This window comes from Streptomyces glaucescens (assembly GCF_000761215.1).
GTDB lineage: Bacteria > Actinomycetota > Actinomycetes > Streptomycetales > Streptomycetaceae > Streptomyces > Streptomyces glaucescens_B.
This window is the reverse complement of sequence record NZ_CP009438.1, coordinates 3155001-3174674: the sequence shown is the minus strand read 5'-3', so window position 1 is coordinate 3174674 and position 19674 is coordinate 3155001. Positions and strand designations below refer to the sequence as shown.

Sequence of the window (19674 nt, the reverse complement as noted above, 5' to 3'; positions counted from 1 at the left end):
AAGTGACCCTACGAGCGTACGGTCACCGCACCTCGATGAAGGCCGCCGCGTCCCGGTCCGTCCGGGGCTCCGGAGCCCGCGCCGGATGCCCGACCGCGACGGCGCCCATCGGATCCCAGTCCTCCGGCAGCCCCAGCACGTCCCGAACGACGTCCCGGCAGAACATCGTGGACGACACCCACGCCGAGCCGAGCCGCTCCCCGGCCAGCGCGACGAGGAGGTTCTGCACCCCGGCGCCCGCGGCGACCACGAACATCTCCCGCTCGGCCGTGTCCCGCCGGGCGTCCCCGTAGGTGTGGCAGCCGTCCATGACGAGGCACGGCACGACGAGGTACGGCGCGTTGCGCAGCACATCGCCGCGGCGCACCCGCTTGGCGATGGACTCCTCGCTCCTGCCGTCCCGGCGCAGGTCGGCGATCCACGCCTCGCGCATCGCGTCGAGCAGCCGGGTGCGCGACTGCCCGGACTCCAGCAGGACGAACCGCCAGGGGGTGGTGTGGTGCGGGGCGGGTGCCGTGACGGCGGCGGCCACGGCCCGGCGCACCGCGCCCGGGTCGACGGGCTGGTCGGTGAAGGCGCGGACCGTGCGGCGCTGGGTGACCGCCTCCCGCACCGCTTCCGACGTGCCCAGCCGGAACATGTCGTCCCGCGCGTCGCGCACCAGTGCCCGGGCCCCCGGATCGTCCGGCTCCGCCGCCACCACGTGCGGCAGTCCGCGCACCACGGCGACGGGCAGCCCGGCCGCCTTGCCCTTGACCAGGTCTCCGGCGGCGGCCAGCTCGTCGGCGGTGGCGACGACGGTGGCGCTGAGCGGGTTGCCGTACGCGTCCGTGCCGCCGCGCAGGTCGTCCAGCACCCGCACGCCCGCGGCGCCGATCGCCACGTCGGTGAGCCCCGAGCGCCAAGGACGCCCGAAGGTGTCGGTGACCACCACGCCGACGGTGACGCCGAGGATCTCGCGCAGTCCGTCACGGATCGCGCGCGCGGAGCCGTCCGGGTCCTCGGGCAGCAGCAGCACGGTCCCGGCGGGCGTGTTGGAGGCGTCGACGCCCGCGGCGGCCATGACCAGGCCCCGCCGGTTCTCGACGATGCGCAGGGTGCCCCGGCGGGCGACCACCCGGACGGTCTCCGCGTCGATCGCGGCCTCCCGGTCCGCCGCCTCGACGATCCGCCCCTCCGCCTTGGACACGATCTTCGAGGTGACCAGCACCACGTCCCCGTCGGCGAGCCCCGGCTCGGCCGCCGCGATCAGCTTGGCGAGGTCGTCCCCGGCCGCCACCTCGGGGATCCCGGGCACCGCCCAGACGCGGTAGGCGGGGGCGCGTCCGTCGGCGGCGCCGCGCTCGTCGCTCACGCCGTCCGCACCTCCTCCGCCAGCGCCAGCGCCTCACGGGCCATCCGCGCGGTCGCCTCGACGTCGGTCATCATCAGCGGGACGGCCTTGCAGCGGATGCCGGCGTCCTCCACGCGCGCGACGGAGCCCGCGTCGACGGTGTCGACCAGCCAGCCGTCGAGCAGCCCGGAGCCGTAGTGCTCGGCGACCGCGGCGGCCGTGGACTCCACGCCGACCGCGGCCAGCACCTTGTCGGCCATCCCGCGCACCGGCGCGTCGCCGACGATGGGGGAGAGGCCCACCACCGGCACCCCGGCGTCGGCGATGGCCTCCCGGATGCCGGGCACGGCGAGGATCGTGCCGATCGAGACGACCGGGTTGGACGGAGGGAAGAGGACGACGTCCGCCTCGGCGATCGCCTCCAGGACGCCGGGCGCCGGTTTCGCCTGCTCGGCGCCGACGGGCACGATCGCCTCGGCGGGCACGGAGGCGCGCAGCCGCACCCAGTACTCCTGGAAGTGGATCGCCTTGCGCTCGCCGTCCAGCTCGACGGCGACATGGGTCTCCACGCGGTCGTCGGTCATGGGGATGAGGCGCACCCCGGGCTGCCAGCGGTCGCACAGCGCCTCGGTGACCGCGCTGAGCGGATATCCGGCGCCGATCATCTGGGTGCGCACGATGTGGGTGGCGAAGTCGCGGTCGCCCAGCCCGAACCACCCGGGGCCGACGCCGTACGCCGCCAGCTCCTCCTTGAGGTGGAAGGTCTCGTCCGCCCGCCCCCAGCCCTGTTCCTCGTTGATACCGCCACCGAGCGTGTACATCACCGTGTCGAGGTCCGGGCAGACCTTCAGCCCGAAGAGGTGGATGTCGTCCCCGGTGTTGCCGATGACCGTGATGTCCGCGTCCGGCGCGGCCCGCTTCAGACCACGCAGGAACCGGGCACCGCCGATGCCGCCTGCCAGAACCACAATGCGCATGTGCCAAGTCTGGCAGGCGGACACGACAACGCGTCGGGCGGTTCACCCGGGTGGTTCGCCCCGGGCGGTTCCCCCTCGCGGTTCACGTCAGGCAGTTCACGTGGGGCGCCGCCGGGGTCCCCGCGGTCGCACGGGACTGGGAGCGGGGGAGCATCGGCATCTCGGTGAGGCCGGGGAAGTAGACGTGCAGGCTGACGGCCGGCTCCAGGGTGTCGTTGACGACCTCGTGGACGTACCCCGGTGCGAACACCCGCTGGGCGCCCGCGGCCAGCGCGCGCGTGCGGCTCCCGCTGTGCTCGGTGAGCGTGCCGTCCAGCACGGTCAGCACACCGGAGGACGGGCCGTGGTCGTGCCGCCCGCTCCCCTGCCCGGGCACCCAGGACAGCAGCCAGACCTCGTAGCCCGGGCCCGTGCGCAGCCGGTGGTACCAGCGGGTGGTGGCGTCGTACCGGACCAGGTGCCCCCACTGGGTCCGGTCGGCGGCGATGGAACGGGCCAGGCCGACGAACTCGGCCACGGTGGCCGGGTGCTCGCGCGGTGCCTGGAGCAGGTGCGGCACTTCGAGGATGTCGCCGGCGATCTGGAGGTCGCTGTCGCTGTTCATGGGTGCGGTGGTTCCTTGGCGGAAGGGCGAACAGAGGGGGGCGCGTCCCGTGGGGAGGGGAGCGAGGGAACAGCAGCCGGGTCCGGGGGACCGGGCGGGGCCGGAGCGGGTGGGCTCAACAGCCGGGACAGCAACAGCTACAGCGAGCGCGGGCAGCACCGTGGGACCCGGCGGTGCGGGTCGAGGTGAGTGCCGAGTTCGCGAGCATGCCCACAAGGACACCGGTTCACACCTGCACTGTCAACTCGACGACCGGATCATGCGATGTGGTTCACCTCATCCGGTCCATCTGTCAGGTGAAAGGTTTGTGCACGCGGTCCTCGGGACACATGGGCACAACCGGGCGCGCGAGCCCTCGTTGTGATGCTGTGATCCGACTGTGATCCGGTTCGCTTCGGCTCGCGCGTCGGAACGGGATCGAACGCACGGGCGTCCTTCTCCGTACAGGACTGTGCGGGGCCGGACACCCTCTCGGGCCCTGTCGCTGTGTCGAGGTTTATGCCGATTTGAACACTTTCCGCATGGCCTTGGTTCCGCAGAGTGAATAAGGGGCCCAATAGCAGATCTCGGCTTGACTCGCCCGGAGCAGCACACTTGTAATTTCACTCGTGTCGTTCAGCCGGAACCGGTAACGGCTACATCACGGGGACGCGGAAAAGAACAGACGAGGGGCGCACATGACCGAGCTGGTGCAGCAACTGCTGGTCGACGACGCGGACGAGGAACTCGGCTGGCAGGAGCGCGCGCTGTGCGCCCAGACCGACCCCGAGTCCTTCTTCCCCGAGAAGGGCGGCTCCACCCGCGAGGCCAAGAAGGTCTGCCTCGCCTGCGAGGTCCGCTCCGAATGCCTCGAGTACGCCCTCGCCAACGACGAGCGATTCGGCATCTGGGGCGGTCTGTCCGAGCGGGAGCGCCGCCGGCTGAAGAAGGCGGCCGTCTGACCCGCCGCCCGCGGACACCGGCGGACAAGCGGCACGAGTGAGGACGAAGGACCCGTCACCGGAGGGTTGTCCACAGGTGGCGGGCCGCCCCCATGGCCAGCCGATAGTGTGGTCGCTCGTCCGAGACGCCCCGCCGCCCCCTCGGGGTGCAGGCGTCCACCGCAGTCCACCGAACCGGGGCCCGTACCTCGATGTCCGTGCACAGCCACCCGGCAGCCCGTCAAGACGTCGCTGCCGCCCCTGAGTTCCCGCGTCACGTGGTGACCGCGGTCCTCGTCTGCCACGACGGCGCCCGCTGGCTGCCCGACGCGCTCGCCGGGCTCCTCGGCCAGGAGCGCCCGGTGCAGTACGCCGTGGCCGCCGACACCGGCAGCGCCGACGACTCCGCCCAGCTGGTCACCGACGCCCTCGGCCCCGACCGGGTGCTGCACCTCGCCCGGCGCACCGGCTTCGGCCAGGCCGTCGAGGAGGCCCACCGCACCGCGCCGCACCTCACCCCCGAGGAGCTGCCGTACCTGAAGCGGCCCAGCGGCTGGGACCCGGTCACCCGCCAGTGGCGCGACGACGCCTACGACCTGCCGGAGCTGCCGCACGGCGAGCCCGTCCAGTGGCTGTGGCTGCTGCACGACGACTGCGCCCCCGAACCCGGCGCCCTCGCCCAGCTCCTGCGCGTCGTGGAGAACGAACTGGAGCTGGGCCGCGACGACGTGGCCGTCGTCGGCCCCAAGCTGCGCGGCTGGTACGACAAGCGGCAACTGCTGGAGGTCGGCGTCTCCATCGCCAACTCCGGCCGCCGCTGGACCGGCCTGGACCGCCGCGAACAGGACCAGGGCCAGCACGACCACGTCCGGTCCGTGCTGTCCGTGTCCACCGCCGGCATGCTGATCCGCCGGGACGTCTTCGAACAGCTCGGCGGTTTCGACCGGCGGCTGCCGCTGATGCGCGACGACGTCGACCTGTGCTGGCGCGCGCACGCCGCGGGCCACCGCGTCCTCGTCGCCCCCGAGGCGGTCGTACGGCACGCCGAGGCCGCCTCCCGCGAGCGCCGCACCGTCGACTGCGCGGGCCGCACCAGCGCCTCCCCGCACAAGGTCGACAAGGCCGGCGCCGTCTACACCCTGCTCGTCAACACCCGCACCGCCGCGCTGCCCTGGGTGCTGCTGCGGCTCGTCCTCGGCACCCTGCTGAGGACCCTCGCCCACCTCGTCGGCAAGGTCCCCGGACAGGCGGTCGACGAGATCCGCGGCCTGCTCGGCGTGCTGCTGCGGCCCGAGCGGATCCTCGCCGGGCGCCGCCGGCGCGGCAAGCCGCGGATCGACAAGGGCGAACTGCGCGCCCTGTTCCCGCCGCCCGGCGCGACCGTGCGGGTCACCGTCGAACAGGTCGCGGGCAGCGTCATCGGACGCTCCGACGCCGAGACCGCCTCCGGCGCCGGACGGCACGGCGGCGCCATCGAGTCCGGGCCCGGCGGCGACGACGCCGACTTCATGGAGATCGAGCAGTTCGCCCGCCTCAAGCGCATCGCCCGCAACCCCGGCCCGATGCTCTTCCTGGTGCTGCTGCTCGTCTCCCTGGTCGCCTGCCGCGCCCTCCTCGGCGGCGGCGTCCTCGTGGGCGGCGCCCTGCTTCCCGCCCCCGCCGACTCCGGCGAACTGTGGGCGCGCTACACCGACGCCTGGCACCCGGTCGGCGCCGGCGGCACCCCCTCCGCACCGCCCTACCTCGCGCTCGTCGCCCTGCTGGCGTCCGTGCTGTTCGGCTCCACCGGGCTCGCGGTCACCGTCCTGCTGGTCTGCTCGGTGCCCCTGGCCGGCCTCAGCGCGTACTTCGCCTCCCGGCCGCTCGTCCAGTCCCGGCTGCTGCGTGCCTGGGCCGCCGTCGTCTACGCCTTCCTGCCCGCCACCACCGGCGCCCTCGCCGGCGGCCGGCTCGGCACGGCGGTCCTCGCCGTGCTGCTGCCCCTGCTCGCCCGCGCCGGCATCGCCGCCGGCGGCCTCGCCCACTCCTCCGGCGCCCGCGGCAGTTGGCGCGCCACCTGGGCGTACGCGCTGCTGCTCACGGTCACCACCGCGTTCACCCCGGTCGTCTGGCCCGTCGCCCTGGTCCTCGGCATCGGTCTGCTGGCCGTCCGCCGCGCCGACCTCGCCGCCTACGGCCCGCGCTTCCTGGCCCAGCTCGGCACGCCCCTGCTGGTCCTCGCCCCCTGGTCGCTGTCGCTGCTGCCGTTCGGCTTCCTCCGGGAGGCCGGACTGGACTTCGGCGCGTCGGCCGCCTCCGCGTCCGACCTGCTCGGCGCCAGCCCCGGCGGCTCCGGCACGGTCAGCGGGCTGATGCTGACCGGCGTCGTGCTCGCCGCGCTCGCCGCCCTGCTGCGCTCCGAGCGCCGCTTCGGCATCCTGACGGCCTGGGCGGTCGCCCTGGTCGCCCTCGTCTTCGCCGTGCTCGCCAACCGCTCCGCGTGGGCCGGCCCCGCCACCCTCGTCTACGGCCTCGCCCTGCTCGCCGCCGCCGTCCTCGGTGCCGACGGCGCACGCGCGCGCGTGGCCGAACAGAGCTTCGGCTGGCGCCAGCCCGTCGCCGCGCTGATCGCCTTCGCCTCCGCCGCCGGCCCGCTGCTCGTCGCCGCGGGCTGGATGATCCGCGGCGCCGACGGCCCGCTGGAGCGGCGCGACGACCCCGCGCAGGTGCCCGCGTTCGTCGCCGAGGACAGCGGCACCCGCGACCGGGCCCGCACCCTCGTCCTCGACAGCGACTCCGCCGCCCACGTCCGCTACACCCTGGTCCGCGGCTCCGGCGCCCGCCTCGGCGACGCCGAACTGGCCGCCGCCCAGGGCACGAACGAACGGCTCGACAAGGTCGTCGCCAACCTCGTCGCCGGCTCCGGCGCCGACCAGGCCGACCAGCTCGGCTCCTTCGCCGTGCGGTACGTCCTCGTCCACAAGGGAGCCCCGCGCGAGGTCAGCCGCGTCCTCGACACCACGCCCGGCCTGATGCGGCTCAGCCAGCAGAACGGCAGCGCCCTGTGGCGCGTGGTCCGCGACGTCTCCCGCGCGGCGATCGTCCCGGCCTCCGGCTCCGGCGAGCCGCTGCCCGTCGCCGCCGGACCCGTCGAGATCCACACCACCGTCCCGGCGGGCGCCGAGGGCCGGGTGCTGCGCCTCGCCGACTCCGCCGACGAGGGCTGGACCGCCACCCTGGACGGCAAGCCGCTCACCCGCACCACCCTCGACGGCTGGGCCCAGGGCTTCGAACTGCCCGCCTCCGGCGGCAGGCTCGACGTCACCTACGACGACCCGATCGCCCACACCGCGTGGCTGTGGGGCCGGGGCGCCCTCGCCGTCGTCCTCGTGGTCCTCGCCCTGCCCGGCCGCCGCCGCGACGTCGACGACGACCTCCCCGAGGAGCCCGCCGTCCCCGCGCAGGCCGTCAGCGGCGAGGGCCGCCGGGCCCGCCGGCTGCGCGCCCAGGCCGAGTCCGAGGCCACCGCCCCCGGCACCGTCCCGCCCCTTCCGCAGGAGGAGCCCCCCGCGCCGCCGGTGCCGCAGCAGCCGTCCTACGGCGAGTGGGACACCCCGGCCGCCGCCCCGGCCCACCCCGAGTACCAGCAGTACCAGGACTACGGGCAGCAGTACCCGGCGGACGCCTACCAGGGCGCGCAGTACGACCCCTACGCGTACGGCGACCCGGCCCGGCCCGGGGCCTACGAGCAGCCGTACGACCCGGCGTACGACCAGACGTACCAGGGCTACGAAGCGCCGTACGACCCGGCGCGGCAGCCGCACGGCAGTGAGCGTCCCGACGGGAGCCAGCAGTGAACCGCACCACCCTGTCCCTGATCGCCGGAGCGGCCGCGCTCGCCGCGGTGACCGCCGCCGCCACGCTCACCGCGCCCGACGCCTCCGGCACCGGCACCGCCCGCGCGGCGGCGCGCCTGCCCGTCGAACGCACCAGCCTGGCCTGCCCGGCGCCCAGCGCCTCCGACCTGGCCGAGACGGCGTACGCCTCGTTCACGCCCGTCACCGCGGGGGCGGCGAAGGACGGCAGGGCGGAACTGCGGACGGCCGCCCGGCAGACCGCGCGGGCCGGTGACGACGCCGAGGGGAAGAGCGGCAAGGGCGGGAAGGGCGCGGCGGGCAAGGCCCCGCTCAAGCCCGCGGAGCCCGGCAAGCCGGCCGCGGGCGACTCCTCCGGCGCCGAGTCGCCCGCGCTGATCGGCACCGCCGAGGGCCGCTACGCGCCCGGCTGGACCATCCAGCAGACCACCGAGGTCACCGCGGGCACCGGACGCGGCCTCCAGGGCCTCGGCTGCACCACCCCGGACACCGAGTACTGGTTCCCGGGCGCGAGCACGGGCCAGGGCCGCACCGACTACCTCCACCTCACCAACCCCGACGACTCCGCCGCCGTCGTGGACATCGAGCTGTACGGCGCCGAGGGCGCGCTGGAGTCCACGGTGGGCGAGGGCATGACGGTCCCGCCGCACTCCACCGAGCCGATCCTGCTCTCCACCCTGACCGCCGAGCGGCAGACCGACCTCACCGTGCACGTGACCGTGCGCAGCGGGCGGCTCGGCGCGGCGGTCCAGGCGCTCGACGACAAGCTGGGCGGCGACTGGCTGACGGCCGCCGCGGATCCGGCGGACAGCCTGGTGCTGCCCGGCATCCCCGCGGACGCCACCGAGGTGCGGCTCGTCGCCTTCTCCCCCGGGGACACGGACGCCGACCTGAAGATCCGGCTCGCCTCCCCGACGGGCGGATTCACCCCCGCGGGCCATGAGACGCTGCACGTCAAGGCGGGCATGACGACCGCCCTCGACCTGGGCGACGTCACCCGTGGCGAGGCGGGATCCCTCGTGCTCACCCCCACGGACCGCTCGGTGCCCGTGGTGGCCGCCGTGCGCGTGCTGCGGGGCAAGGGCTCCGCCAGGGAGACGGCGTTCGTCCCGGCGACCCGCGCGATCGAGAACCGGGCGAGCGCCGCGGGCAACGAGGAGAAGGGCACCACCCTCTCGCTGACCGCACCCGGCGAGGCGGCGAAGGTCAGGGTCACGGCGTCGGCGGGCAGCGGGGGCGGCACGCCCGCCTCCCGGACGTACACCCTCCGGGCCGGCACCACGCAGAACGTGGACCTGCCGGTCCCGGGCGGCCTGGAGGGCACGTACGCGCTGACGGTGGAGCCGCTCTCGGGCGGCCCCGTCCACGCGGCCCGCACCCTCACCGCCCAGCAGGACGGCGTGCCGGCCTTCACCGTCCAGACGCTCCCCGACGACCGGGGCCTGGTGTCGGTACCGGAGGCGGAGCAGGACCTGTCCGTCCTCCAGGAGTAGCGCGCGGGAACGGGGAGGCTCAGTCCTCCCCGTAGCGCGGATCCACCGTCTCCGGCGTCAGCCCCAGCAGCTCGGCGACCTGCTCGACGACGACCTCGTGCACCAGCGCGGCGCGCTCGTCGCGGCCCTTGGTGCGGATCTCGACCGGCCGCCGGTAGACGACCACCCGCCCCCGCCGCCCGTCCCGGGCCGGGATCGTCCCGCCGAGCGGCACGGCCTCGTCGTTCCAGCCCTGGCCCGGCCCGTCCAGCCGCGGCACCTCCAGGACGAGGAAGTCGATGTCGGCGAGCTGCGGCCAGCGCCGTTCCAGCCGGTCCACGGAGTCCTGCACCAGATCCGCGAACACATCGGCGCGGCTCGCGGCGAGCGGAACCTGCGGCGGAGCGATCGGGCCGCGCATGCCCCGGCCGTGACGATCACGACGGCGGGGGCCGGGGCCGGCGGCGCGGGGCGGTACTCGGTTGTCCATCACTGGTGAAGGGTAGTCCTCGCCCACGGCGTGTCGCCGGATGACCATTCCAGCCAAGGTTGGGCTCGTTTCGCATCTCCTCGAGACCGCCGGCGGCGAGGCAATTGACCCGGTCTGTTCCGGCCGACGACCGGGCCGCTCCCGCCGCATGCGCCGAAATGTGCGCGTCTGTGCAGGTCAGTGGGGTATGCCAGAAGGGGCGTGTGGGGCGTTTCACAGCGCGACACGGTGGAGTGACCTGGTGGAGAGTCGTCGCGGCCCGCTCAAGAGTGCGGTACCGTCCAACGTCGTGAGCCCTGTACGTCGCTGTTCGCGCACCGCCTGCGGCCGACCCGCCGTCGCGACGCTGACGTACGTCTACGCCGACTCGACCGCGGTCCTCGGCCCGCTCGCCACCTACGCCGAACCCCACTGCTACGACCTGTGCGCCGAGCACTCCGAGCGCCTCACCGCCCCGCGCGGCTGGGAGGTCGTCCGGCTCCTCGACGGCTCGGCGCCCGCCCGCCCCAGCGGCGACGACCTGGAGGCGCTGGCGAACGCCGTCCGCGAGGCCGCCCGCCCCCAGGAACGCGCGGCCCAGGCCGGCGGTGGGTCCCGCACGGCGGACCCCATGGAGGTCGCACGCCGCGGCCACCTGCGCGTCCTGCGCTCCCCGGACAACTGAGCGCCCCTTCGGGCCCGCCCCGCTCCCCGGACGACCGAGCGCCCCTTCGAGCCCGCCCGGACACCGCCTGACCTGAAATTACGTTGTGTGTCCGCTCGCCGGGCCGTCCGGCACGATATCCGCGTGGGCGGGTAGTTTGTGGTCACCGACAGGACTTCCAGGAGGGTTGGCCGTGGCTGCTGATCTGTCACAGATCGTGAAGGCGTACGACGTGCGCGGAGTCGTTCCCGACCAGTGGGACGAGTCGCTGGCCGAGCTCTTCGGGGCGGCATTCGCCCAGGTGACCGGCGCGGACGCGATCGTGATCGGCCATGACATGCGCCCCTCGTCGCCGGGCCTGTCCCAGGCCTTCGCGCGCGGCGCGGCGGCCCGCGGCGTCGACGTCACCGAGATCGGCCTCTGCTCCACCGACCAGCTCTACTACGCCTCGGGCGCCCTCGGCCTGCCCGGCGCGATGTTCACCGCCTCGCACAACCCCGCCCAGTACAACGGCATCAAGATGTGCCGCGCGGGCGCGGCCCCCATCGGCCAGGACACCGGCCTGGCCGAGATCCGCGCCCTGGTCGAGGGCTGGACCGAGTCCGGCGCCCCGGAACCGGCGGCCACCCGGGGAACGATCACCCGGCGCGACACGCTGGAGGACTACGCGGCCCACCTCCGCACCCTCGTCGACCTCACCTCCATCCGCCCCCTGAAGGTCGTCGTCGACGCGGGCAACGGCATGGGCGGCCACACGGTCCCCACGGTCTTCGCGGGGCTGCCCCTGACGCTCGTCCCCATGTACTTCGAGCTGGACGGCACCTTCCCCAACCACGAGGCGAACCCGCTCGACCCGGCGAACATCGTCGACCTGCAGCAGCGGGTCCGCGAGGAGGGCGCCGACCTCGGCATCGCCTTCGACGGCGACGCCGACCGCTGCTTCGTGGTCGACGAGCACGGCGACCCGGTCTCCCCGTCCGCCGTCACCGCCCTGGTCGCCTCCCGCGAGCTGGCCCGCCACGGCGGCGAGGGCACGGTCATCCACAACCTGATCACCTCCTGGTCGGTCCCTGAGGTCGTCCGCGAGAACGGCGGCACGCCCGTCCGCACCCGCGTGGGCCACTCCTTCATCAAGGCCGAGATGGCGCGCACGGGTGCGATCTTCGGCGGTGAACACTCCGCCCACTACTACTTCAAGGACTTCTGGAACGCCGACACGGGCATGCTGGCGGCCCTGCACGTCCTCGCGGCCCTCGGCGGCCAGGACGGCCCCCTCTCGGCCCTGGTCGCCCAGTACGACCGCTACGCCGGCTCCGGCGAGATCAACTCCACGGTGGACGACCAGGCGGCCCGCCTCGCCGCGCTGAAGACGGCGTTCGAGTCCCGGGAGGGCGTCACCCTCGACGAACTCGACGGCCTCACCGTCACCGCCGCCGACTGGTGGTTCAACGTCCGCCCCTCCAACACCGAGCCGCTCCTGCGCCTCAACGCCGAGGCCCGCGACGAGACGACGATGACGAAGATCCGCGACGAGGTCCTGGCGATCATCCGGGGCTGACCCGGCACGAGGCCGGGCCGGGCCTGCGCGGACGCGGGACACGGGGTGCGGGCGGAAGGACTCCCGCCCGCACTCCCGGCCAAGGCGCGGGGCGTCGGGGCGAGCCTCCCCGACGCACCCTGCGCCCTCCCCGCCAACCCCGGCACAGCACCCCCCGCGGCGGTACGCTGACCAGGCACATCCGCACGGAGCGCACCGCACCCCGGCCCGCGCCCCACCCGACAACCCGCCCCGCCCCGAAGGGAACCCCCATGCCGCTCGAAGCCGGCCTCCTGGAGATCCTCGCCTGCCCGGCCTGCCACGCGCCCCTCGAGGAGCGGGACGACGAGCTGATCTGCACGGGCCAGGACTGCGGTCTGGCCTACCCCGTCCGTGACGGCATCCCCGTCCTCCTGGTCGACGAGGCCCGCCGCCCGGCCTGACCGGGAGCGCCGGCCCGGCCCGACCGGGAGTGCCGGCACGCACCCACCCCCAGGCGACCCGCGACCACGACCCGGCGTTCGGAGGCTGCCGCCCATGCTCGACGAATCGCTGCTCGACACCCCCGAGGCCCTTGCCGAGGCGGACCACAGGGGCCTGCTGCGCGGTGCCGCCGAGGCCGGCGCCCGCGTCCGCACCGCGGCCCGGCACGCCGCCGAGGCGGGCATCGGTGACCTGAAGCCCGACGGTCGCCCCCGGGCGGTCCTGATCGCCGGCCCGGGCGCCGCCGCGACCCACGCCGCCGATCTCCTCGGCGCCCTCGCCGGCCCCGGCAGCCCGGTGACCCGTCTCGCCCCCACCGGCGTCGCCCCGGCCGCCGGCGCGCTGCGCTGGGAACTCCCCGGCTGGGCCGGTTCCGTGGACCTGCTGCTGATCACGACCCCGGACGGCACCGAGCCGGGCCTGGCCCTGCTCGCCGAGCAGGCCTACCGCCGCGGCTGCACGGTGGTCGCCGTGGCCCCGCCCGGCACCCCGCTCGCCGAGGCCCTCGCCGGCGCCCACGGCCTCTTCGTACCGCTGGCCACCGCCCCGTACGAGCACGACGAACCCCTCGCCGCCTCCGCCCCCGGCGTCCTGTGGGCCCTGCTCACGCCGCTGCTCGCGCTGCTGGACCGGATCGGCCTGCTCGGTGCTCCCGCCGGCTCCCTGGAGAAGGTCGCCGACCGGCTGGACCAGATCGCCGAGCGCTGCGGCCCGGCCATCGCCACGTACAGCAACCCGGCCAAGACGCTCGCCGCCGAACTGGCGGACGCGCTCCCGCTCGTCTGGACGGAGGGCACGTCGGCGGGCCCGGCGGGCCGCCGTTTCGCCGCGGCGCTCGCGGAGCTGTCCGGCACTCCCGCGATGGTCGCCGAGCTGCCGGAGGCGCTCGCCGCGCACAGCGCCCTGCTGGCCGGTCCGCTGGCGGCGCGCGCCAACCCGGACGACTTCTTCCGGGACCGCGTCGAGGAGCCGCCGGCGCTGCACGCGCGCGTGGTGCTGCTCCGGGACCGCCCGATCGCCGGCCTCACCGCCGCTCCCGCCGCCCGTGACCTGGCCTTGAGTCACGACACGCCCATCAGCGAACTGGAGCCGGACCCGGGCGGTGAACTGGAGACCCTGGCCGAGCTGATCGCCATCACGGATTTCGCCGCCGTTTACCTGGCGCTCGCTTCGAGGGCCTGATCTTGCCCAGGACGCCCTGAGCACCGCGGCAGCAGGACGGCACCGTACGCCACGGACGACGCCGCCCGCGAGAGAGCTGCGCCGCACACGCGAGGAGGACGTCGTACGCGAGAGAGGGACCTCGTACGCGCGCGAAGGACGCCGTACGCACCAAGCACCCGACGGCAGAAGGAACCCGGAAAGCCCCATGGACCGCCTGGACAACACCATCCGCCCCTACGCCTGGGGCTCCACCACCGCGATCCCGCAGCTGCTCGGCACCGAGCCCACCGGCGAACCCCAGGCGGAGATGTGGATGGGCGCCCATCCCGGCGCACCCTCGCGGACCCCGCGCGGCACGCTCGCGGAGGTCATCGAGGCGGGCCCGGAGCGCGAACTGGGCGAGCGGGCCGTCGCCAAGTTCGGCCCCCGGCTGCCGTTCCTGCTGAAGATCCTCGCCGCGGGCGCCCCCCTCTCCCTCCAGGTGCACCCCGACCTCACCCAGGCGAAGGAGGGGTACGAGGACGAGGAACGCCGCGGCATCCCCGTCGACGCCCCGCACCGCAACTACAAGGACGCCAACCACAAGCCGGAACTCGTCTGCGCGCTCACCGAGTTCGACGGCCTGTGCGGCTTCCGCGACCCGGACCAGGCCGCCGGCCTCCTCGACGGCCTCGGCGTCGACTCCCTCAAGCCGTACGTCGACCTGCTCCACGCGCACCCCCAGGACGCGGCGCTGCGGGAGATGCTGACCGCCGTCCTCACCGCCGACCGCGCGGAGATGGCCCGCACGGTCGCCGAGGCCACCGCCGCCTGCACCCGCCTCGGCGGTGCCTACGCGCCCTACGCCGAGATCGCCCACCACTACCCCGGCGACCCGGGCGTCATCGCCGCGATGCTGCTCAACCACGTCCGACTCCAGCCCGGCGAGGCCCTGTTCCTCGGCGCGGGCGTCCCGCACGCCTACCTGAACGGCCTCGCCGTCGAGATCATGGCCAACTCGGACAACGTGCTGCGCTGCGGGCTGACCCCCAAGCACGTCGACGTCCCCGAACTCCTGCGGATCGTCCGCTTCCAGCCGGGCGACCCCGGTGTGCTGCGCCCCGAGGCGTCCCCCGACGGCGAGGAGGTCTACGAGACCCCCACCGACGAGTTCCGGCTGTCCCGGTACGTCCTCCCCGAGGGCGGTGCGCGCCACGACCTCACGCGCCCCACGCCCCAGATCCTGCTCTGCGCCGCCGGCGCCGTACGGGCCGGGGAACACCGACTGCGCCCGGGGCAGTCCGTGTTCGTCCCGGCGGGCGAGACCGCCGAGGTGACGGGCTCCGGCACGCTCTTCCGCGCGACCGTCGTGGCCTGACCACCCGCAAGAGACGTGGCCTGACCACCCGGAAAAGGGGGATACGGCACCTGTAAGGAGCCGGTGAGGGCGGCCTCGCACGCCGCCCGCGCGGGGGCTGCAACAATGGCCCACCGTCAAGGCCGGGCAAAGCCCGAAGCGGCGTACGTAGGAAGGGACCACGCGGACACATGAGCGCGTCAGGCGGTACCAGGGCGATCGTGGCGGCATTGCTCGCCAACCTCTCGATCGCGGCAGCGAAGTTCGTGGCGTTCCTGTTCAGCGGCTCGTCGTCGATGCTCGCCGAGTCGGTGCACTCCCTCGCCGACTCCGGCAACCAGGGCCTGCTGCTCCTCGGCGGCAAGAAGGCCCAGCGGGTGGCCACCCCGCAGCACCCCTTCGGCTACGGCCGCGAACGCTACATCTACGCCTTCCTCGTCTCGATCGTCCTCTTCTCCGTCGGCGGCATGTTCGCCATCTACGAGGGCTACGAGAAGATCAAGCACCCGCACGAGATCGAGCACTGGTACTGGCCGGTCGGCGTCCTGGTCTTCGCGATCATCGCCGAGGCCTTCTCCTTCCGCACGGCCATCAAGGAATCCAACGTCCTGCGCGGCAAGAAGTCGTGGAAGGAGTTCGTCCGCCACGCCAAGGCGCCCGAGCTGCCCGTCGTCCTCCTGGAGGACCTCGGCGCCCTCGTCGGCCTGGTCCTCGCCCTCGGCGGCGTCGGCCTGGCCCTGCTCACCGGCGACGGCGTCTGGGACGGCATCGGCACCCTCTGCATCGGTGTGCTGCTCATCCTGATCGCGCTCGTCCTGGCCGCCGAGACCAAGTCCCTGCTCCTCGGCGAGTCCGCCGGCCTGGAGGATGTGCAGAAGATCGAGGCCGCGATCGTCGACGGCGACGTCGTCACCCGCATCATCCACATGCGCACGCTCCACCTCGGCCCCGAGGAGCTGCTGGTCGCCGCCAAGATCGCCGTCCGGCACGACGACACGGCCGCCGAGATCGCCACCGCCATCGACGCCGCCGAGGCGCGCATCCGCGAGGCCGTCCCGATCGCCCGCGTCATCTACCTCGAACCCGACATCTACAGCGAGACCGAGGCCGCCAAGGGCCCCGACCCGGAGGCCACCCCGGGCGGCCCGACGCCGCACGGCGCCGGCCACTGACCCCCAGGGCACAGGGAGTCACCGGCCCCAGGGCAAGGGCCCCGGACGCTCGCACGGAGCGTCCGGGGCCCTTGCCCGTCCCCCCGGCTCGTCACCGCCGGCGTCACAGCCCTCCGGCCACCACCGCGTGAGCGGCGAAGGCCGCCGCACGACGCGTGCCCCGGTCCTGTTCGCCGCGTCCCGTGGCCGGCCCGGCCCGTGCGCCCCGGGCCGCGCCATCGTGATATGCGCGATGTGTTCCGCTGCGGGCTGGGGGCAGTGGGGCCGACCGGTGTAGCTTGGGACGGAGCCAGACGTCGCTGCTGATGGCGGTCGGGCGGTCCCCTCCGGGACCGACCGAGGGAGAGAGGGCCTCCGACGGACTGCGCTGCGCGTACGCGGGCATGCCTGTGCCCTCTTTCGGGCACCCCGGTGTCCGCCGCCGCGCAGATCAGCCGTACCCACCTCGACCCAACCCCCGAGGAGCAGCTCGTAATGACGACTGTCGACAACCGACAGGACTTCAAGGTCGCCGACCTCTCCCTGGCCGAGTTCGGCCGCAAGGAGATCACCCTCGCCGAGCACGAGATGCCGGGCCTGATGGCGATCCGCAAGGAGTACGCGCAGGCGCAGCCCCTCAAGGGCGCCCGCATCACCGGCTCCCTGCACATGACCGTGCAGACCGCCGTGCTCATCGAGACCCTGGTCGCGCTGGGCGCCCAGGTCCGCTGGGCCTCCTGCAACATCTTCTCCACCCAGGACCACGCGGCCGCCGCCATCGCCGTCGGCCCGAACGGCACGCCCGACAACCCGCAGGGCGTCCCGGTCTTCGCCTGGAAGGGCGAGACCCTGGAGGAGTACTGGTGGTGCACGGAGCAGGCGCTGACCTGGCCGAACACCCCCACCGGCGGCCCGAACATGATCCTGGACGACGGCGGTGACGCCACCCTCCTCGTCCACAAGGGCGTCGAGTACGAGAAGGACGGCAAGGTCCCCTCGCCCGACACAGCCGAGTCCGAGGAGCACCGCGTCATCCTCGAACTGCTGACCCGCACGGTGGCCGAGAGCCCCCAGAAGTGGACCCAGCTGGCGTCCGAGATCCGCGGCGTCACCGAGGAGACCACCACCGGCGTCCACCGCCTGTACGAGATGCAGCGCGAGGGCACCCTCCTGTTCCCGGCGATCAACGTCAACGACGCCGTCACCAAGTCGAAGTTCGACAACAAGTACGGCTGCCGCCACTCGCTGATCGACGGCATCAACCGCGCCACCGACACCCTGATCGGCGGCAAGACCGCGGTCGTCTGCGGCTACGGCGACGTGGGCAAGGGCTGCGCGGAGTCCCTGCGCGGACAGGGCGCCCGCGTGATCATCACGGAGATCGACCCCATCTGCGCCCTCCAGGCTGCGATGGACGGCTACCAGGTCACGACCCTCGACGAGGTCGTCGAGACCGCCGACATCTTCATCACCACGACCGGCAACAAGGACATCATCATGGCCGACGACATGGCCAAGATGAAGCACCAGGCGATCGTCGGCAACATCGGCCACTTCGACAACGAGATCGACATGGCCGGCCTCGCCAAGATCCCCGGCATCGTCAAGGACGAGGTCAAGCCGCAGGTCCACACCTGGACGTTCCCCGACGGCAAGGTGATCATCGTCCTCTCCGAGGGCCGCCTGCTGAACCTGGGCAACGCCACCGGCCACCCGTCGTTCGTGATGTCCAACTCCTTCGCGGACCAGACCCTGGCCCAGATCGAGCTGTTCACCAAGCCCGACGAGTACCCGACCGACGTCTACGTGCTCCCCAAGCACCTCGACGAGAAGGTCGCCCGCCTCCACCTCGACGCGCTCGGCGTGAAGCTGACCACGCTCCGCCCCGAGCAGGCCGAGTACATCGGCGTGAAGGTCGAGGGCCCGTACAAGCCGGACCACTACCGCTACTGAGCCACCCGGCCCGGTCACCGTCCTCCGAGGCAGGCCCCCGCACCCCCGTGCCGGGGGCCTGCCCCTTTGGTCCGACCGGGCCGCGCAGCGTCCCGGACCAGCCCGTCAGACCCCAGGACCCCCATGCCCCGCGGCCGCTATTCGCTCCACGATCCGCACGATCACACCCCCCTCGCGGAAGAGCACTTCCACTGCGCCCCCGGCCCCTCCGGCTGGCGCTACGTCTCCCAGCTGACGACCCCCTCCGGCGATCACCGAGGCTCCGTCGACCTCGCCCTCGACGACCTCGGCCGCCCCATCCGCCTGGAACTCCACGCCGGCGGCTGGCAGGTCCGCGGCGCCGCCCTCGACGGCGTCACCTGGGTCCGCACGGACCCCACCGGAGCCCACGCCACCGAAGGCAACGTCCCCGCCCACGCCTTCACCGGCACCTCCCCGGCCTTCCTCGTCGCCACCGCCCGTCTCCTGCGCCTCACCCCCTCCGGCTCGGCCACCCGCGTACGCCTCGTCGCCTTCACGGACCCGGTCCTCGCCCCGCGCACCCTCGACCAGTCCTGGGCCCTGGTGAAGAGAGAAGCACACGCCACTGACAACGGCCCCCTGACCGTGGACGAATACCAGGTCACAGCCCTGGACACGGGGGATAGGCACGCCGTGCACCTCGCCGGCGACGTCGTCCTCGCGGCCCCCGGCATCGAGCTCGAGGACCTGCAATCGCCACCGAACACCTTCGACTGAACCGAAGCCGAGGGACCCGCGGCGACTACGCCGGAGGCACGAATCCCGTGGCGGGACGCTCGCCGGAGACAGACGGCGCCGCACCCCCACCGGGGTGGTGGCCGGAGCCGCCGGTGTGGCCGAAGGCAGACGATCCGGTCACGGGCGAGCCCCCGCCGGCAGTCGAGGCCGTCCCGGCCGCCGGACCGTTCCCGTACACCCGCCGGACCTCCCGCGCCTGCCGCTCCTGCAGCACCCCCGCAAGATAGGCGGCCGCAGGCACCCCCGGCGGCACCGGAGTCCCCGTCCGAGCGGCCAGATCGGCGGCGAGACGTTCCGCCATCGCCCGGCCCACCTGCGGATCGAGCTGCTGCATCCGGGCCAGGTACTGCCGCACCGCCAGCCACAGCCCGTCCGGCACCGCCGACAGATCGAGCCCCGCGAACCGCCCGGCCAGCCAGGGCGGAGGCGGCGGCACGAACCCCACACGCGCGACGGGCACCCGCTCGCGGACGACCAGAGTCCCGGCGAACACGTCCCCGAGCCGCCGCCCCCGCGCCGAGACCAGCGAGGCGACGCAGGCGACGACCCCGAACGTCACCAGGATCTCGACGACCCCGACCACCCCGCGCACCAATGCGTGCCGGAAGCGGATCGGCCCGCCGTCGTCCCGCACCACGCGCAGCCCGAACGCCAGCTTCCCGAGCGAACGCCCGTGGCTCAGCGTCTCCACGGCTATCGGGGCACCCACCAGAACCAGTACGAACGTCGCGACGGACACCGCCGCCCGTGCGGCCTCGTCCAGCGAGGCCGTCGTGAACAGCAGCACGATCGACACGAGGAGATAGGCCAGGACGGCCACGGCCAGGTCGAGCAGCACGGCCAGCGCCCTGCTGGGCAGCCTCGCGGGGCGCAGCTCCAGCGCCACCGCCTCACCCGTGACCAGCTCACTCACGCCCGCCCGCCCTTCCCCGGCCTGCCCCGACAACGGCCAGTCTGCCAAGCTGAGCGCACACCGCGCCCCGGTACGACAAGCTGAC

16 protein-coding genes are annotated in these 19674 nt (G+C 73.9%); 11 read left to right on the top strand and 5 right to left on the bottom strand.

The features are described from left to right. Positions 1-22 precede the first annotated feature (22 nt). From SGLAU_RS13620 to SGLAU_RS13610, 3 genes are all read right to left on the bottom strand, one after another. A complete protein-coding gene (locus SGLAU_RS13620; RefSeq protein ID WP_043501409.1) occupies positions 23-1354 on the bottom strand; it encodes a coenzyme F420-0:L-glutamate ligase in 1332 nt (443 codons plus the stop codon). Beyond that, a complete protein-coding gene (gene cofD / locus SGLAU_RS13615; protein ID WP_043501407.1) occupies positions 1351-2310 on the bottom strand; it encodes a 2-phospho-L-lactate transferase in 960 nt (319 codons plus the stop codon). Before cofD ends, SGLAU_RS13620 begins: the two co-directional genes overlap by 4 nt. Before the next feature lie 82 nt (positions 2311-2392). Then, complete coding sequence (locus SGLAU_RS13610; protein WP_043501405.1) at positions 2393-2914, bottom strand: cysteine dioxygenase; 522 nt, start codon at positions 2912-2914, stop codon at positions 2393-2395. Positions 2915-3591: 677 nt separating this feature from the next. On the opposite strand from SGLAU_RS13610, the gene SGLAU_RS13605 reads away from it, so the two are divergent. From SGLAU_RS13605 to SGLAU_RS13595, 3 genes are all read left to right on the top strand, one after another. Beyond that, on the top strand, positions 3592-3855 hold the full coding sequence (locus SGLAU_RS13605; protein WP_003975777.1) for a WhiB family transcriptional regulator: 264 nt from the start codon (positions 3592-3594) through the stop codon (positions 3853-3855). A 191-nt stretch (positions 3856-4046) separates the two neighbouring features. Further along, positions 4047-7670, top strand: coding sequence for a glycosyltransferase family 2 protein (locus SGLAU_RS13600; protein ID WP_078957705.1), 3624 nt, complete (start codon positions 4047-4049; stop codon positions 7668-7670). Continuing rightward, positions 7667-9181, top strand: a complete 1515-nt coding sequence (locus tag SGLAU_RS13595; RefSeq protein WP_043501400.1) for a DUF5719 family protein — start codon at positions 7667-7669, stop codon at positions 9179-9181. The genes SGLAU_RS13600 and SGLAU_RS13595 overlap by 4 nt, the downstream gene beginning before the upstream one ends. Before the next feature lie 19 nt (positions 9182-9200). Here the strand turns inward: SGLAU_RS13595 and SGLAU_RS13590 are convergent, their stop codons facing one another. Then, on the bottom strand, positions 9201-9650 hold the full coding sequence (locus SGLAU_RS13590; RefSeq protein ID WP_078957704.1) for a metallopeptidase family protein: 450 nt from the start codon (positions 9648-9650) through the stop codon (positions 9201-9203). A gap of 241 nt (positions 9651-9891) precedes the next feature. Here SGLAU_RS13590 and SGLAU_RS13585 point away from each other — a divergent pair, with 241 nt between their 5' ends. From SGLAU_RS13585 to SGLAU_RS13555, 8 genes are all read left to right on the top strand, one after another. Beyond that, positions 9892-10314, top strand: coding sequence for a DUF3499 domain-containing protein (locus SGLAU_RS13585; protein ID WP_078957703.1), 423 nt, complete (start codon positions 9892-9894; stop codon positions 10312-10314). A 172-nt stretch (positions 10315-10486) separates the two neighbouring features. Then, positions 10487-11851 (top strand): phosphomannomutase/phosphoglucomutase, encoded by a 1365-nt coding sequence (locus SGLAU_RS13580; RefSeq protein ID WP_043501394.1) that lies wholly within the window; start codon positions 10487-10489, stop codon positions 11849-11851. A gap of 251 nt (positions 11852-12102) precedes the next feature. Continuing rightward, the gene (locus tag SGLAU_RS33590) at positions 12103-12273 is read left to right on the top strand and encodes a Trm112 family protein (protein ID WP_078648256.1); all 171 of its coding nucleotides are present in this window, start codon (positions 12103-12105) and stop codon (positions 12271-12273) included. Between the two features lie 94 nt (positions 12274-12367). After that, positions 12368-13495, top strand: coding sequence for an SIS domain-containing protein (locus tag SGLAU_RS13575; protein ID WP_043501392.1), 1128 nt, complete (start codon positions 12368-12370; stop codon positions 13493-13495). Between the two features lie 187 nt (positions 13496-13682). Continuing rightward, on the top strand, positions 13683-14834 hold the full coding sequence (gene manA / locus SGLAU_RS13570; RefSeq protein WP_043501391.1) for a mannose-6-phosphate isomerase, class I: 1152 nt from the start codon (positions 13683-13685) through the stop codon (positions 14832-14834). A 170-nt stretch (positions 14835-15004) separates the two neighbouring features. Continuing rightward, entirely contained in the window at positions 15005-15985 is a 981-nt protein-coding gene (locus SGLAU_RS13565) for a cation diffusion facilitator family transporter (protein WP_043501389.1), read from the top strand. 474 nt (positions 15986-16459) lie between these two features. After that, positions 16460-17917 (top strand): adenosylhomocysteinase, encoded by a 1458-nt coding sequence (gene ahcY / locus SGLAU_RS13560; protein WP_043501387.1) that lies wholly within the window; start codon positions 16460-16462, stop codon positions 17915-17917. 123 nt (positions 17918-18040) lie between these two features. After that, positions 18041-18655 (top strand): hypothetical protein, encoded by a 615-nt coding sequence (locus SGLAU_RS13555; protein WP_043501386.1) that lies wholly within the window; start codon positions 18041-18043, stop codon positions 18653-18655. Positions 18656-18680: 25 nt separating this feature from the next. Here SGLAU_RS13555 and SGLAU_RS13550 read toward each other — a convergent pair whose 3' ends face one another. Continuing rightward, positions 18681-19589, bottom strand: coding sequence for an RDD family protein (locus SGLAU_RS13550; RefSeq protein WP_043501384.1), 909 nt, complete (start codon positions 19587-19589; stop codon positions 18681-18683). Positions 19590-19674: the final 85 nt, after the last annotated feature.